The sequence below is a fragment of the Polaribacter sp. KT25b genome (assembly GCF_900105145.1).
GTDB lineage: Bacteria > Bacteroidota > Bacteroidia > Flavobacteriales > Flavobacteriaceae > Polaribacter.
In genome coordinates this window covers 707,392-722,060 of sequence record NZ_LT629752.1, presented here as the reverse complement: position 1 = coordinate 722,060, position 14,669 = coordinate 707,392, and the positions used below count along the sequence as shown (strand labels likewise).

General features: G+C 27.8%; 15 protein-coding genes and 1 pseudogene. 6 read left to right on the top strand and 10 right to left on the bottom strand.

What is annotated here, in order from left to right; all coding sequences use genetic code 11:
* Window positions 1-71: 71 nt before the first annotated feature.
* Both BLT70_RS02905 and obgE read left to right on the top strand, forming a co-directional pair.
* Window positions 72-1,190, top strand: coding sequence for an adenylate kinase (locus BLT70_RS02905; protein ID WP_091891322.1), 1,119 nt, complete (start codon window positions 72-74; stop codon window positions 1,188-1,190).
* Between the two features lie 92 nt (window positions 1,191-1,282).
* A complete protein-coding gene (gene obgE, locus BLT70_RS02900; RefSeq protein WP_091891319.1) occupies window positions 1,283-2,272 on the top strand; it encodes a GTPase ObgE in 990 nt (329 codons plus the stop codon).
* Here obgE and BLT70_RS02895 read toward each other — a convergent pair.
* The 6 genes from BLT70_RS02895 to BLT70_RS02870 form a co-directional block, all read right to left on the bottom strand.
* Entirely contained in the window at window positions 2,269-3,549 is a 1,281-nt protein-coding gene (locus BLT70_RS02895) for an ATP-binding protein (RefSeq protein ID WP_091891316.1), read from the bottom strand. The two genes, obgE and BLT70_RS02895, sit on opposite strands and share 4 nt — an antisense overlap.
* 89 nt (window positions 3,550-3,638) lie before the next feature.
* Window positions 3,639-4,022 carry a hypothetical protein gene (locus tag BLT70_RS02890; protein WP_231962802.1) on the bottom strand — a complete coding sequence of 128 codons (384 nt, stop codon included), beginning with the start codon at window positions 4,020-4,022 and terminating at the stop codon, window positions 3,639-3,641.
* Window positions 4,023-4,155: 133 nt separating this feature from the next.
* Entirely contained in the window at window positions 4,156-5,409 is a 1,254-nt protein-coding gene (locus BLT70_RS02885) for a hypothetical protein (RefSeq protein WP_091897348.1), read from the bottom strand.
* A 10-nt stretch (window positions 5,410-5,419) separates the two neighbouring features.
* Window positions 5,420-6,904, bottom strand: a complete 1,485-nt coding sequence (locus BLT70_RS02880; protein ID WP_091891310.1) for a M56 family metallopeptidase — start codon at window positions 6,902-6,904, stop codon at window positions 5,420-5,422.
* Between the two features lie 51 nt (window positions 6,905-6,955).
* Window positions 6,956-7,318 carry a BlaI/MecI/CopY family transcriptional regulator gene (locus BLT70_RS02875; RefSeq protein ID WP_091891307.1) on the bottom strand — a complete coding sequence of 121 codons (363 nt, stop codon included), beginning with the start codon at window positions 7,316-7,318 and terminating at the stop codon, window positions 6,956-6,958.
* A gap of 14 nt (window positions 7,319-7,332) precedes the next feature.
* Complete coding sequence (locus BLT70_RS02870) at window positions 7,333-8,286, bottom strand: hypothetical protein (protein WP_157691829.1); 954 nt, start codon at window positions 8,284-8,286, stop codon at window positions 7,333-7,335.
* 122 nt (window positions 8,287-8,408) lie between these two features.
* Between BLT70_RS02870 and BLT70_RS02865 the strand changes: the two genes are divergently transcribed.
* Entirely contained in the window at window positions 8,409-8,909 is a 501-nt protein-coding gene (locus BLT70_RS02865; RefSeq protein ID WP_091891301.1) for a DUF456 domain-containing protein, read from the top strand.
* Between the two features lie 2 nt (window positions 8,910-8,911).
* Here the strand turns inward: BLT70_RS02865 and BLT70_RS02860 are convergent, their stop codons facing one another.
* Entirely contained in the window at window positions 8,912-9,508 is a 597-nt protein-coding gene (locus BLT70_RS02860; RefSeq protein WP_091891298.1) for an alkylphosphonate utilization protein, read from the bottom strand.
* Window positions 9,509-9,722: 214 nt separating this feature from the next.
* A complete protein-coding gene (gene ade / locus BLT70_RS02855; protein WP_091891295.1) occupies window positions 9,723-11,345 on the bottom strand; it encodes an adenine deaminase in 1,623 nt (540 codons plus the stop codon).
* A 337-nt stretch (window positions 11,346-11,682) separates the two neighbouring features.
* Here ade and BLT70_RS02845 point away from each other — a divergent pair, with 337 nt between their 5' ends.
* Together BLT70_RS02845 and BLT70_RS17365 are read left to right on the top strand one after the other, a co-directional pair.
* Window positions 11,683-12,132: a peptidoglycan DD-metalloendopeptidase family protein gene (locus tag BLT70_RS02845; protein WP_091891291.1), complete on the top strand. Its 450-nt coding sequence runs from the start codon at window positions 11,683-11,685 to the stop codon at window positions 12,130-12,132.
* Window positions 12,133-12,197: 65 nt separating this feature from the next.
* Window positions 12,198-12,377, top strand: a pseudogene (locus BLT70_RS17365) (hypothetical protein); the annotation flags it as partial.
* 40 nt (window positions 12,378-12,417) lie between these two features.
* On the opposite strand, the gene BLT70_RS02835 reads toward BLT70_RS17365, so the two are convergent.
* Window positions 12,418-12,789 carry an MmcQ/YjbR family DNA-binding protein gene (locus BLT70_RS02835; protein WP_091891288.1) on the bottom strand — a complete coding sequence of 124 codons (372 nt, stop codon included), beginning with the start codon at window positions 12,787-12,789 and terminating at the stop codon, window positions 12,418-12,420.
* 63 nt (window positions 12,790-12,852) lie between these two features.
* On the opposite strand from BLT70_RS02835, the gene BLT70_RS02830 reads away from it, so the two are divergent.
* Window positions 12,853-13,833 (top strand): CorA family divalent cation transporter, encoded by a 981-nt coding sequence (locus BLT70_RS02830; protein ID WP_091891285.1) that lies wholly within the window; start codon window positions 12,853-12,855, stop codon window positions 13,831-13,833.
* Between the two features lie 71 nt (window positions 13,834-13,904).
* Here BLT70_RS02830 and BLT70_RS02825 read toward each other — a convergent pair whose 3' ends face one another.
* The gene (locus tag BLT70_RS02825; protein ID WP_091897345.1) at window positions 13,905-14,654 is read right to left on the bottom strand and encodes a cyclase family protein; all 750 of its coding nucleotides are present in this window, start codon (window positions 14,652-14,654) and stop codon (window positions 13,905-13,907) included.
* Between the last annotated feature and the right edge of the window lie 15 nt (window positions 14,655-14,669).

Here is a 14,669-nt window from a genome sequence, read left to right as displayed (position 1 = left end):
GTGACACAGAAATATGTTCAACAAAAGAAAACGGTTTTTTCATTAAAAAACAGCTATTAACTTTACACACCATGAAAATTATTAAACTTCACGATTTATACTTTAAACCTTTTATAAATAAAGAAGAAATTTCTGAAATAGTAAAAACATTAGCACTACATGTAAAAGCAGATTTACCTAAAGATGAAGTACCAATTTTTGTTGGTATTTTAAATGGGTGTTTCCTTTTTGCAGCAGACTTTATAAGAGAGTTTAAAGGAAATTGCGAAGTTTCTTTTGTAAAACTAGCGTCTTATGAAGGTACTTCTTCTACCGAAAACATTAAACATTTAGTTGGTATTAATGAAGATTTAACAGGTAGAACGGTAATTATTTTAGAAGATATTATAGACACTGGTAATACTTTACAAGAAATATATAATATCTTTAGAAACAAAAATGTAAAACAACTTAAAATTGCTACATTATTCTTTAAACCAGATGTCTTTAAAAAAGAACTACCAATAAATTACATAGGAAAAGAAATTGAAGATAAATTTATTGTAGGTTACGGATTAGATTATAATAATTTAGGAAGAAATTACCCAGAAATATATCAACTAACAACACAACCTAAAATGAAAAACATTGTATTATTTGGTCCTCCAGGAGCAGGAAAAGGAACACAAGCAACCTTACTAAAAAAGAAATATGATTTATTGCATATTTCTACTGGAGACGTTTTTAGATTTAATATTAAAAATGAAACAGAATTAGGAAAACTTGCTAAAAGCTTTATGGATCAAGGAGATTTAGTACCTGATGAAGTAACCATAAATATGCTAAAAGCAGAGGTAGAAAAAAATGCTGATGCAAATGGTTTTATTTTTGATGGTTTTCCAAGAACCGAATCTCAAGCTATTGCATTAGATGAATTTTTAGCCGAAAAAGGTGAACAAATAAACGGAATGGTTGCCTTAGAAGTGCCAGAAGATTTATTAGTTACTCGTTTGTTAGAAAGAGGTAAAACAAGCGGAAGAACAGATGACACAGACGAAAGTAAAATTAGAAACCGTTTTAATGAATACAATACTAAAACAGCTATTTTAAAAGACTTTTATCAAGAACAAGGAAACTACTACGGCATAGACGGCGTTGGTACAATTGATGACATAACTGCTCGTTTATCTGAAGTTTTTGATACCTTATAAGAATATCTAATTGTGTAACTTTACAAATGTTTACTAGTTAATACTAGAAACACAATTACTATATTAAACAATTACACAAATAAACAGAAATAATGACTGAAGGAAATTTTGTTGACTACATAAAAATATACGCTTCTTCTGGAAAAGGCGGGCAAGGTTCTGTGCATCTTCACCGAGAAAAATATATTACTAAAGGTGGTCCAGATGGTGGAGATGGTGGTCGTGGTGGTCATATTATTTTACGTGGAGACAAAAATATGTGGACACTTTTTCACCTAAAATTTAAACGTCATTTTAGAGCTGAAAACGGTGGAGCAGGTAGTAAAAGTAGAAGTAGCGGTCATGATGCAGAAGATATTTATATTGATGTTCCTTTAGGAACCATAATAAAAGATGCAGATACAGATGAAGTTATTGTAGAAATAACAGAAGATAAAAAAGAAGTTGTTTTATTAGAAGGTGGAAAAGGCGGACTTGGAAACTGGAATTTTAGATCATCAACAAATCAAACACCAAGATATGCACAACCTGGTATTGACGGTATTGATGGCTGGTTTAGAATAGAATTAAAATTATTAGCAGATGTTGGTTTAGTTGGTTTTCCTAATGCAGGTAAATCAACTTTATTATCTGTTTTAACATCTGCAAAACCTAAAATTGCAGATTATGCTTTTACAACTTTAAAACCAAATTTAGGTATCGTTGAACACAGAAATCATCAAACATTTGTAATTGCAGATATTCCTGGAATTATAGAAGGTGCTGCAGAAGGAAAAGGTTTAGGGCATCGTTTTTTAAGACACATAGAACGTAATTCGGCTTTATTATTTTTAATTCCTGCGGATAGCGATGACATCAACAAAGAATATGACATCTTGTTGAATGAACTTAAAAAACACAATCCGGAGTTATTAGATAAAGATAGATTATTAGCTATTTCTAAAACGGATATGTTAGACGGTGAATTAAAAGCAGAAATAAAAGCAACATTACCTAAAGGAGTTGATGCAATATTTATTTCATCGGTTGCAGAAACAGGATTACAAGAGTTAAAAGATAAACTTTGGAAAATGTTAAATTAGGCCGGTAGTGTAAAGTAAAAAGTAGTACCTATATTTACTTCGCTTTTTAAATAAATTTCACCTTTATTTCGATTAATTATTTTTTTAACGAGAGATAATCCAATACCTACATTCTCCATAGTCTTGACGTCCAATCTTTGAAATAATTTAAATATTTTTTCATGGTATTTCTCTTCAATTCCTATACCATTATCTTTTACTGAAAAAATATAGAAATTATTTTCTAGTGTGTAATCAATCTCTATTTTACAAATTTCTTTATCGTTATATTTAATTCCGTTTTGAATTAAATTTTGAAAAACTTGAAGAATCTGTGATTTATTTATCTTTATTACGGGCAATTTCTTTTTGATTGTAATTAAACATTTATCAGTCTTATTTACAGCTATTAAATCTTTAACAAGTAAATCTAAATTTATTTTTTCATCATTACTTGAAACCTCGTTCTGTAAAGAATAATTTAATACACCTTGAATAATTAAATCCATTTGAGTTATTTGTTTTTCTATTAACTCTAGGTTCGTATTTATAGCTACTTTATCGTTATTTTCTGCACTTTCTTTTAACCAAGAAGATAAAGCTGTAATGTTTCTTAGTGGAGTTTTTAAATCATGAGAAACTACAAAAGCAAATTCTTCTAAATCTAAATTTTTTTCTTCTAAATCTTTTGCTTTTTTTTCTAAATCTAATGTTTTTGCTTTTGCCTTTTTATGTAAAGCTTTATTAAGTTTTGCTATTCGTGTTCTAAATAAGGTTGAACCACTTAATATAATGAAAGAAAAGACAAAACAGATACTAAAAGAGCTTACAACTGCATTAAACACCATAACTTCAATATTCGAAATCATCAATTTTTGCAAAAGATGAATAAATATGGTAACTAAAAAAATATTTATAAACACTCTATTGTTAAAAAGCAAAACAGCTCCAAAATTAAAAACATAAAATCCTAATAAAAACTGAATGCTAAATTTATTAATGTAGAGTAAAACTATTACGTAATGAGAAAAAAGTAGCATTAATAAAAAGACAATCCATCCAAAGAAAAATTTTATCTTTTTTTTAAAAATAAACGGTAAACAACTTGCTATAAAAAAAAGGAAAGCAAAAAACTCTCTAGCGCCTTCTATTCTTACGTTTTCATCTCCATAATTATTTATAAAGTAAGAATAAATAAAAAGGCTTGGCCCTATTAAAAAAAATATTATGCTACTATTTTTTACTTCAAAATCTTCAACTCTTCCAAGTTTAAGTATTCTTTTTTGTATGTTCTTCATCTGCAATACACCAATATGTATTGATGCTATTTTATTGGGGGTTATAAAAAGACGAATGTAAATATATTCTTTTTTATGCAGATTCTAGATTAATCCATCAACAAAATTCTTATGGGTAATCTATATTTTGTTGTTACAGGAATTCCTCTTTTAATTGCAGGATGTATTGCTGGTAATTTAGAAACAGATAATTTAAGTAAACTATCTAGTTGTGGCAATTGCTTTTTTATATTTTCTGATGTTGAAGTTTCATCAAAAATAATTTCTCCTTTTGAGTTGATTACAACATCAACATAAATAATTTCGTTAATAGAATCTTTTATAGTTAATTGCTGTTTTTGCAACTCCTCTCCTATTTTTTGATGCATTGTATTTCTAAAACAAATAGCAACCTCTTCTTTATCAATAATAGAATCACAAATTTTAAAAGAAGGCGAAAAATCTACCGATGTAAAATCTACGATAGTATCCATAATTTGTAAATCTTTGTTTTTTGAGAAAGAAAATTTATCGCACGAGGTGCAAAAAATAAAAAATATCAAAAAAGTAAAAACACGTGCAAACATAATTCAATTGAAAGTGTGAATTTACTAAATTTTGTTGGTTTTAATCTTCCAAATTTTCGCCTTTCATAAAATATTCTTGTTTAATATCGTTTATTCTACCTTTTACAAAATTTGCCATGCCTTCATCTCTATTATTATGATATTTATAATACTTTAAATATAGTTTATAAGCCATTTTTTTATCTTTATAATAATCATCTGTTAGCTTTGCTAATTGAAATAATGCTCTGTAATTTTTTGTGTTTTCAGAATATGCTTTTTCAAAATTTTTGATTGCTAAAAGTGGCTCTTTTTTTTCATAATAAACAGAAGCTAAACCATAATATTCTTCATCTCTTTTTTGTTTTCCTATAAAAGTTGCCTTCATATAATTAAAAGATGCAGCTCTAAAATCTTTTTCTTTAAACGCAATATGACCTAAATAAGTTATTGCCTTAAAATCTTCTCGATCCATTCTTGCAACTCCTTTAAAATACTCTTTTGCCTTTGCTAAACTGTCTAAATTATAATATGTTCTACCTAACATAGATTTGCTATAAGTATCTTTTTTATCTATAGAATCTAAATTTAATAAAAACGGAATAACTTCATTATATTTCTCTTCTCTGTATAATTGATTAATTTTTAATCGATTTAAATTGATATGATTTTTATCTATAGCCAATCCTTTTTCTACAAATAATTGAGTAGAATCTAAATCATTTAACTTTTTAAAACTTGATGCCAAATTTGCAATTGCTTTTATATGAAGTGTATCTTTTTTAAAAGTATCAATAAAACTATTTATCATTCTATTTCTATCTTTTTTAATTGCATAAGCCAACGCTAAATAATAAGAATAATTTGCGTTTGTTATATCGTTATCTATTAATTCTTTAAAAATTATTACTGCTTTATCTGCTACTTTAGTATTTAAATACAATTTTCCTAATTGGTATTTTAAAACCAGATTTAAAGAATCTTTTACTAAAATTTCTTCATATATTTTTATAGATTTACCTAATATTTGTAATCGCTGATAATTTTTAGCTAATTTTAGTTTTGTATTATCATCATCTTTAAAACCTATAGCTTTTTCTAAAAATTCGGCAGCTTTTTTAAAATTATCTATAGATTCATAAATAACTGCTTTTTTATAGTTTGATAAAAATGACGGGGTATTTTTATCTAATTCTTGTAAAGCCAATTTGTATCTTCCTTTTGCAAACAAACTATCTGAAACAGTAAAAATCGAAGTTTGCGCTTCGACTTTTACAATAGCAAATAATAATAAAATTAAAATTTTATTTTTCATAGACATTTTTTTATTCTATTAAAAGTGTAAAGGGAATAGAATATTTTACTGCAACTGCTTTCCCTTCATGCTCTCCAGCAACAACTTTAGGCAACAAACTCATAACTCTTATAACTTCTTCTTCTATTTTATCATGTGGAGCTCTAGCTTTTATGTCTACAATATTACCTTCTTTATCAATTTTAAAACTGATAAAAACTCTTTTTCTGCCTGACTTTAAATTTAAAGTTTTTAGCAAACCTGAATTAAATTTTCTAGCAAAATGCTTTTGAATATTTTTAGAAAAGCAATCTTTATCTCCAGAATCACAACCAGGAAAAGTGGGTGCTTTTTCTATTTTTAGAAATGAAACTTCTTCGGTTTCTGTTATTGCATTAGGATCTGTAATAACTTCTAATTCTTTGGTTTTCTTTTTATCATAAGTATAACTAAATTCGGTAACCAATTTACCATCCTCAAAATACAAATCTACCACGCTTTCTGGCAACAAACTTAAAATATCAACTTCTTGTCCTTTACTATTTACACCAATAGTTTTGCCTAATTCATTTTGCTTAATAAAATAATATTCATCTTGAATTTTTATTTTACCTTGATATTCGCTAGTGGTAATAATTTCTGATGAATCGATTTCTGATTCTGTACATGCAACATAAAAAAGCATACTTGCTAATACAGGAATCAACACCAAATATTTTAGCTGATTCATTTTTTTTGATTGTGTTTTTGTCATCATAATAATTCTTTTTTTAATTAAACTTTGTTTATAAAATTGATTGATAAATGCGATATTTTCTACCTGAAAGAAGTTGGATAATAAATTGTTTATATAGCTTTCTTTCGTTTCTGATTTTGCTACAATTGCATCAGAAATATATTCGTGCACTAAGGTAATTCGCTGCTGATAGAAATAAATCATAGGATTAAACCACATTACAATTTTTAGAAATTCAAATAGTAATAAATCTAAAGAATGCTTTTGTTTACTGTGAACTAACTCATGCTGTATGATTTTTTCTCTTTTGTTTTCTTCTACATTTTTTCCTAAAAAAACATAATTAAAAAAAGAAAATGCATTAGTTTGATTCGTAATTAATATCAACGTAAAACCTTGCTGTTTTACAACTTCGTATTTTTTAATTAGTTTAATAATCTTCACTAATTTCATCAAAAATAAAACTGAAAAAAATGCAACTCCAATCCAAAATAAAACAGGAATATAATTTACAGAATCATAAAAAGTAGTTTCTAATATTGTTTTCTGAATTACTTTTTCTGGCGATAAAAAAATCTCTGGCAAATTCACAATGAAATCTTGTGGAACCGCTTTTTGAAACCTTGGTATTTTTATAAACGGAATTAAAAAAGACAAAATTGGCGTGCTTAATAAATACCATCTATTCTTGATAAAAAAAGTTTCTTTGCTTAAAAAGAAATCATAAATAGCTAAGAATAATACTTGAAATAAAACGACTTGTAGAATATAATTTATCATAGAATTTTATTTTTAATCAATATTGTTGAAAACAGAAACTGCAACCGAAAACTATTTCACCTTATTCACTTCTTTTAAAATAGACTCAAGTTCTGCTACATCCATTTTATTTTCTTTCACAAAAAAGGAAACCAAACTTTTAAAAGAACCATCAAAATAACCATTCATTAATTTATGTAAACTTTGGTTGCTATACGTTTCTTTATCAATAATTGGGTAATATAAATACCCTCTTCCTACTTGTTTGTGTCCAACAAACTCTTTGGTTTCTAAAATTCTAATAATAGTAGAAACTGTATTATATGCCGGTTTTGGTTCTGGTAATTTATCAATTACATCTTTAACAGATGTTTCTTGCAAATCCCATAAAACTTGCATAATTTGCTCTTCTGCTTTTGTTAATTGTGTTTTCATTTTGTTATGTTTTTTTAATCTTTATGCAACCAGAACAATACATTTCTAATAAATTCTATATTGTTTGGAGCTTGTTCTGAGTGAAACCCGAATTTAAAAGTACCTGAATTATTTGTAATTGTTTGCGCTGTAAACATAGCAGCTTCTCCAAAAACAGCTATTTTACCTTTGCCAAAATTTAAAATTGCACCTTGATAACTGTTCACTAAATCTATACTTGGTGTATCATCATTAAATTGCCAAGCAATTTGTGGAGTTAAGCAATAATCACCTTTCAAGAACTTTAAAATTCCAATAGCTCTTTTGGGAATTGTAAAAGATGAACCAGTAAAAGTGGTCACATTATCAAATTGTGAACCCAAAGTTCCATCAGAAATAACAGAGTTTAAAAGACGTTTATTGTTCATAGAAAAAACATCTGGAGCGTTTCTATTTTCTTTATTTATGTAAGCAAAACCATCACAAAAATCGAATCCAAAAGCATTTGCTAACTCATTTGCAGCTCCAGAAAAAGGCATATGATCTGCAATTAATAATAACTTCCCTCCTTTTTTAACCCATTTTTTTAGGTAAATAATTTCATCCGAAGAAAAGGCATTGTATATAGGTTGGCGCCAATTACCAATATTTTTCTCATTAATAGGATTTGAAATTACTAAAATATCATTTGTCTTTAATTCTTGTAAATTGATAATACTATCAAGTTGATATCCATCAGAAATCATTAAATCAGAAAACGGTTTAAAACGACCACTCATTTGATGGAAATTATGATGACTTTGATCAATTACAATTCTTGATCCTTTAAAATTATCAAACCTTGGATTTACAATTTTTGTTTCTATTTTAGTATCAGCATTTTGTTGAGCATTCAAAGAAAACAGTATAAAAAAGGTCACTAAATTTAGTAGTCTAAAGACAATATTATGCCTTTTTTGCTCTTCTACTTTTGATAATCGTTTGCTCATAACTTCAACTAATTATTTAGTTCAACATGACAAATATAACTATTTTTTTAGTTTAAACTAATTTCTTAGTTAAAAAAATGTAACAAATTCTATTTTAGTTCGTCTAACAGTTAAATTATTCTATGGATATTTTCTTGCTAATTTTGGGTTTTGTCTTTGTTATTCTAGGAATTATTGGTTCTTTTTTACCAATATTACCAGGACCTTTAACAAGTTGGGTAGGTTTATTATTGTTGTATTTTACTAAAATAATTCCTGTAGATTACACCTTTTTAGGAATCACTTTGGCAATTGCTTTACTAATTTTTGTGTTAGATTACTTTATTCCTGCATTTGGCACAAAGCGTTTTGGAGGCACAAAATATGGCGTTTACGGTACCACAATTGGTTTAATTATTGGTTTGCTTTCTCCTATACCTTTTGGCATGTTGCTAGGTGCATTTTTCGGCGCATTTATTGGCGAATTGCTCTACGACAAAAAAGACACCAACAGAGCTTTGAAAGCTTCATTTGGTGCCTTTTTTGGTTTCTTGGCATCTGCAACTATTAAGTTTTCGATAGCTGCAATTTACCTTGTATTATTCTTAATTAAATTCTGGGAATTTAGAAATGACTTCTTTTAAAGTTACTCTTTTTCAGTCATTTTTTTAACGTAATCTGTAATAATTACAATCTGAGTTGGGCCAACTTTACCTTCAATATATTTTGCATTTTCATGATCTAAAGAAATTCTACGAACAGCAGTTCCTTGTTTTGCAACCATGCTAGAACCTTTTACTTTTAAATCTTTTATTAAAACTACAGAATCTCCAGCTTCTAAAACAACACCATTTACATCTCTATGAATAATTTTTTCGCTTTCAGATAAATGATCTCCAGTTTCTTTTGCAAAACGTAATTCTTCGTCTTCCATGTACATCATACCTAATAAATCTACAGGCCAACCTTCTTTTTTTAAACGATGTAACATTCTCCAAGCAACCACTTTTACAGCTCTAAATTCGCTCCACATAGAATCGTTTAAACAACGCCAGTGATTAGCATCAACTTCATCTGGATTATCAATTTGAGTAACGCAAGTTTCACAAGCCAATAAACTACCATCAACGCCACCGCCACCAGTAATACTTGGTTTTACATCATAAACAGACAAATTAGTTGTTGATGCACATAATTCGCATTTATTTCCACTTCTATTTCCTAAATCTTGCTCTAAACTCATAATATATTTTTAACGCTGCAAATGTACATTTTTAAATGAAAAATGCTAATTAATAACTAAAGAAGTATACTATAAAATAAGAATTTGATAAAATTTTAACTAGAAGCTATTTCCTGCTTTCACTACTCGCTTTTTTTGAAAAAACAAAAAAGAGCTCAAACAGACCGTTCAATCAGGGCTAAGTTTATTTATTTGCTTATTGCTTTCTCTAAAGCTAATCTACTTCTAAAGATGTAAATTGAAAACTATTTCCATCAAACAACCCTTTATCAGACAACTTTAAAGACGGAATTACCAATAAAGCCATAAATGACAAACTCATATAAGGAGCTCGTAATTTGCTTCCCATATTTTTAGACATTTTGTCTAATTCTGCATAAGATTTTCCTATTTCTTTTGCAGGTAAATCACTCATAATTCCTGCAACTGGTAAAGAAACTATTTTTTCTTCAGATTCATTTACAGCACAAACTCCTCCTCTATTTTCTATAATTAAATTTACAGCTTTACAAATCATTTCATCAGACACACCAACAGCAATTATGTTATGAGAATCATGCCCTACAGAACTTGCAATTGCGCCTTCTTTTAAACCAAAGTTTTTAATAAATGCAATTGCTGGTTCGTCATTTTTATAACGATTTACAACGGTCATTTTTAAAACATCAGTTGCTGTATTAGAAACTAAATTTCCATCAATAATTAAAGAATTTTCTTCAATTTGATTGGTCACTAACTCACCATCTAGCGCTTCAATCACTCTAATCTTTTCTGAAGACGAATCAAATCTAAAATCAGAAATGTTCTTTTTATCAGTATTAAAATTGTTTAAGATTTCAAAATCTACAGATTTCACAAAACTTTCTCCGTTTTTAGCAACGATTTCACCATTAATATACGTTTCTAAAACGTTGAACTTCTCTAAATTATCAACCACAATAAAATCTGCAAAATCATCTTTTTGCAACAAACCAACCTTTAAATCATAATGTTTTACAGGATTTATACAAGCTGCTTGTAATACTTTAAAGACATCAACTCCCTTAGCAACAGCTCTTTCACAAAGCTGATTTATATGACCTAACAATAAATCATCTGGATGTTTATCATCCGAACAAAACATCATTTTCTCGTAGTTTTCTGGCAACAAATCAATTAAAGCTTCAAAGTTTTTTGCAGCAGAACCTTCTCTAATAATCACTTTCATACCTTTTTCTAGTTTCTCTTTTGCTTCCTCAAAAGAAAAACATTCGTGATCTGTAGAAATTCCTGCAGAAATATATTTAGTAACATCATCGCCTCTTAAACCTGGCGCATGACCATCAATAGGTTTGTTGTTATTTTTTGCATGTTGAATCTTTTTTAAAACTTCATCATCATCAAACAAAACACCTGGATAATTCATCATTTCTGCTAAATATAAAATATCAGGATTTTCCATCATCAATTGTATATCATCAGAATTTATAATTGCTCCCGCACTTTCAAAAGAAGTTGCCGGCACACAACTTGGCGCACCAAAATTAAATTTTAACGGAACTTTTTTTCCGTTTTCAATCATAAAATCAACACCTTTTACACCTAAAACATTTGCAATTTCATGCGGATCAGAAACAGTTGCAACTGTGCCATGAAGTACAGCGATTTTTGCAAATTCAGACGGAACTAACATAGAACTTTCTATATGAATATGCGCATCTACAAAACCAGGTAAAATATAGTTTTCTTGATTGTGATTAGCCTCTCGAATTTCTTTTATTTTTCCGTTTTCAACTTCTACTTCTCCTTTATAAATTCGCTTATCTTGTATATCTACGATATTTCCTTGTACAATCATTTTATAATGTTTTACACAAAACTACAAATAATAAAAAAGGAATTCTAAAATGTAAATAGAAAATTCTATTTTTGATTATGGATGAAAACAAAATGTATTCAAATTTCGAAAATTGGTGTAAGAACAAGCAATTTTCTTTAACCGATTTATTTCCAACAATTCGTAAAAAAAATATTTTTCATATCGATTTAAGTACAAAAAATACCCTTGTAAAAACGGAAGCAGAATTTAATAATCTTCTTTTTTTGATAAAAAATTAGCTAAAATTCAACTCGAAAATCCTACTAAAATAATTGCTGGCGGATATATAGAAAAACGAGCTTTATATACTTCTGATATGTATAACGCAAAAAATTCATCAGAAAAAAGGAATATACATTTAGGAGTTGATTTTTGGTTGCCAGAAAATACTGCTATTCATGCCATTTTTAATAGTGAAGTAGTTTGTGCTATTTATCAGGATTCACACAAAGGCTATGGTGGTTTTATCATTCTAAAACATACTTTTTACGAAACTGAGTTTTACACTTTATACGGACATCTTTCTAAGAAAAGTATTTTAAAATTTTCAGTTCATGATAAAATAAAGAAAGGTGAACAAATTGGAGTTTTAGGAAACATTGAAGAAAATGGAGATTGGGTTCCGCATTTACATTTTCAAATAATGTTATCCTTATTAGACTTTAAAGATGATTTCCCTGGCGTCGCTTTAGAAAGTGAAATTCCCTTTTGGAAATTAATCTGTCCAAATCCCAACTATTTATTTAAACTTGAAGCTTTTCAATAAAATAAATTTACATAATTTCTGTATCAAAAAAACGTAAACTATAAGTTTTATATTTATGTCCTATAAATTTTAATCAACCAAAAAAAGAACAGCGACAACAAATTTTGTAAGCTGCAAGAGAATTAGGTGTAAATGTAGTTCCTGAAGGTGGTTCTAGTTTCTATGCAAATATGAGCATAATTTTTGACGGACATATAGGAATTGAACACAATATACCTGTAAACCCTGTTTATAAAAACGTTTTATAACTTTGGAAAAACAGCGAAAATGGCTACACACCAACTCTTATTGTAAATTATGAAGCTCTTCTTTTAATTTTTTCGTTAATCCACTCACCACCAAACTATAAGAATGATTGATAAGTTCTTTAACTAAATCATCAGAAACATCCGAAGAGTTTATAATTACAGTATTCCAATGTTTTTTACTCATGTGAAAACCAGGAATTATGCCTTCAAATTTATCACGTAATTCCTCTGCTTTTTCAGGATTACATTTTAGGTTTATTTTTTGTTCGCCTTTTTCCCATCTTTCTAAACCGATAAGCGCAAACATTTTATCCATCACTTTAAAAACCAATGTTACATTATCAAAAGGAAAATGTTCTGTTACTCCTTTTTTAGCAATACAAAAATCTCTTAGTTCTTCAATATTCATTACTTTCTTTTTATTAAAATTTAAAAAGTATCTTTATCAATCAAATTTACAATTCTTTTTTAGATGGAAAATACGTTTTTAGACAAAACAACAATCATACAATATTCTGATAAAAATTATAAGAAATCTAATTTTTCATCTCTTTCTGATATAAAATTATCAGATAATGTAAGTGAAACAAAATGGATAAACACGTATGGTTTTGATTTTCATAATGAGTTTAAAACCGTTATTTTAGAAAATAATTTAGATGATTTTTTGATTAAATTATTAATGGAAAACGAACATGACACCAAAGTAATTTTATTAGAGAATCTTCTATTTGTTACCATAAACGTTTTAAAAACAGAAGGAAAACATTTAGATCAAGAAAAAATGATTTTTATTGTTGCTCCTAATTTTTTATGGAGTATTCAAGAAAAACCAGGAGATTATTTTAGTTGGATTCGTAAACGTTTAGAAGAGCAAAAAGGAATTGTTAGAAAGAAAAAAAACGATTATTTATTGTATTTAATAATAGAATCGATTATTGATAATTACCAAGAAACCTATCAAAAACACGCAGAACTTAGATCTTACGAACTAAATTCTACATATATAAAACCTACTCCAGAATTTACATCGTTAGTAGAAAAAAGAAAACAAGAATTGTTTACTTTTAAAAAGGCTGCTATAAGTTTAAAAAACACCATAGTAAAACTAGAAAAAGTAGAAGTTAAAGGTTTAAATAATAAATATTTTAGTGAGGTTAAAGAACAAACCATTAACCTAATTTCTGATATCGATTTTGAACTACAAGAGTTAGAAAGTAAGATTAATTTAATTTTTAGTATACAAGGTCATCGTTTAAATGAAGTAATGAAAACCTTAACTATTTTGTCTGTAATATTTATTCCGTTAACTTTTTTAGCTGGAATTTACGGTATGAATTTCGAGAATATTCCTGAGTTAAAAGCAAAAAATGGATATTATATTTTGCTGGTAGTTATGGTTATTATTACAATAATATCTGTTTGGTATTTTAAACGAAAAAAGTGGTTTTAGTATTTTAAAACAACTGTTTTTATTAATTTAAAATTAAAAAAAGTGCTTAAAAACACCTTTTTCTTTATCAATTAATTCATTATTTTATACAAAATTGGCTTGCTTGGTGTAGCATCATTTTCAAAAGGCGCAATCATTAAATTTAATAAATACTCGCCATCTTCTATAGTATTTGGCACGTAAATAAACTCGGTAATCGTTGCATCCATTCTTACTTTTCCTGCGGTTCCCCAAAATGCATTATGCACTAATAATTTACCATCATCTTTTTCTTTATCAACAGAAGGTAAATCTACCAATAAATGTTTTATCCCTTTTTCTACCAAATAAAAAGCTGCTTCTTCAGATAAATAAGCAGGGTTTGTATTAAAATATCTTGTTTCTTTTTTGTCTGATAAATTTGGTAATGTTCTAATTACAATTGCATCTCTTTTTTTATTTCTTAAAGCAGTTTTTAATTGTTTTTCTGAAATTACAAAATCGCCATCAATTTTTTCTGGTGCTACAGTTACTAACTCTGCTAAAAACAAATAATGTTTTAAATTTTGATTTACAGAATGTACTTTTTCTGTAATATGACCAACACATTCTGTATGAGTAATGTGAGAATGCGGATTAAATTGAATGCTATTAAAATTTACAACCGCTCCATTAGCAACACTTACTTCGTAACCATCAAAACTTTCAACTTCAATTTTAGGATCATCAATTCCCCAAGCATTAATTTTACCTTTACTCATATCAATAGATATGGAAATATCTAAAGGTTCTGAAACGTTTATTACTATTTTTCTGGAGTTGTATTCTATGGTTGCTTTCATGCTGAACTTTTCAGT

Bases quoted from the DNA above. Each gene is read 5' to 3' on its own strand.
- ade (WP_091891295.1), bottom strand. From the start codon at position 11,345: ATGATTGTACAAGGAAATATCGTAGATATACAAGATAAGCGAATTTAT.
- BLT70_RS02825 (WP_091897345.1), bottom strand. From the start codon at position 14,654: ATGAAAGCAACCATAGAATACAACTCCAGAAAAATAGTAATAAACGTT.
- BLT70_RS02860 (WP_091891298.1), bottom strand. From the start codon at position 9,508: ATGAGTTTAGAGCAAGATTTAGGAAATAGAAGTGGAAATAAATGCGAA.
- BLT70_RS02890 (WP_231962802.1), bottom strand. From the start codon at position 4,022: ATGGATACTATCGTAGATTTTACATCGGTAGATTTTTCGCCTTCTTTT.
- BLT70_RS02830 (WP_091891285.1), top strand. From the start codon at position 12,853: ATGGAAAATACGTTTTTAGACAAAACAACAATCATACAATATTCTGAT.
- BLT70_RS02845 (WP_091891291.1), top strand. From the start codon at position 11,683: ATGTATAACGCAAAAAATTCATCAGAAAAAAGGAATATACATTTAGGA.
- BLT70_RS02880 (WP_091891310.1), bottom strand. From the start codon at position 6,904: ATGATAAATTATATTCTACAAGTCGTTTTATTTCAAGTATTATTCTTA.
- BLT70_RS02875 (WP_091891307.1), bottom strand. From the start codon at position 7,318: ATGAAAACACAATTAACAAAAGCAGAAGAGCAAATTATGCAAGTTTTA.
- BLT70_RS02865 (WP_091891301.1), top strand. From the start codon at position 8,409: ATGGATATTTTCTTGCTAATTTTGGGTTTTGTCTTTGTTATTCTAGGA.
- BLT70_RS02905 (WP_091891322.1), top strand. From the start codon at position 72: ATGAAAATTATTAAACTTCACGATTTATACTTTAAACCTTTTATAAAT.
- BLT70_RS02895 (WP_091891316.1), bottom strand. From the start codon at position 3,549: ATGAAGAACATACAAAAAAGAATACTTAAACTTGGAAGAGTTGAAGAT.
- BLT70_RS02835 (WP_091891288.1), bottom strand. From the start codon at position 12,789: ATGAATATTGAAGAACTAAGAGATTTTTGTATTGCTAAAAAAGGAGTA.
- obgE (WP_091891319.1), top strand. From the start codon at position 1,283: ATGACTGAAGGAAATTTTGTTGACTACATAAAAATATACGCTTCTTCT.
- BLT70_RS02885 (WP_091897348.1), bottom strand. From the start codon at position 5,409: ATGAAAAATAAAATTTTAATTTTATTATTATTTGCTATTGTAAAAGTC.
- BLT70_RS02870 (WP_157691829.1), bottom strand. From the start codon at position 8,286: ATGAGCAAACGATTATCAAAAGTAGAAGAGCAAAAAAGGCATAATATT.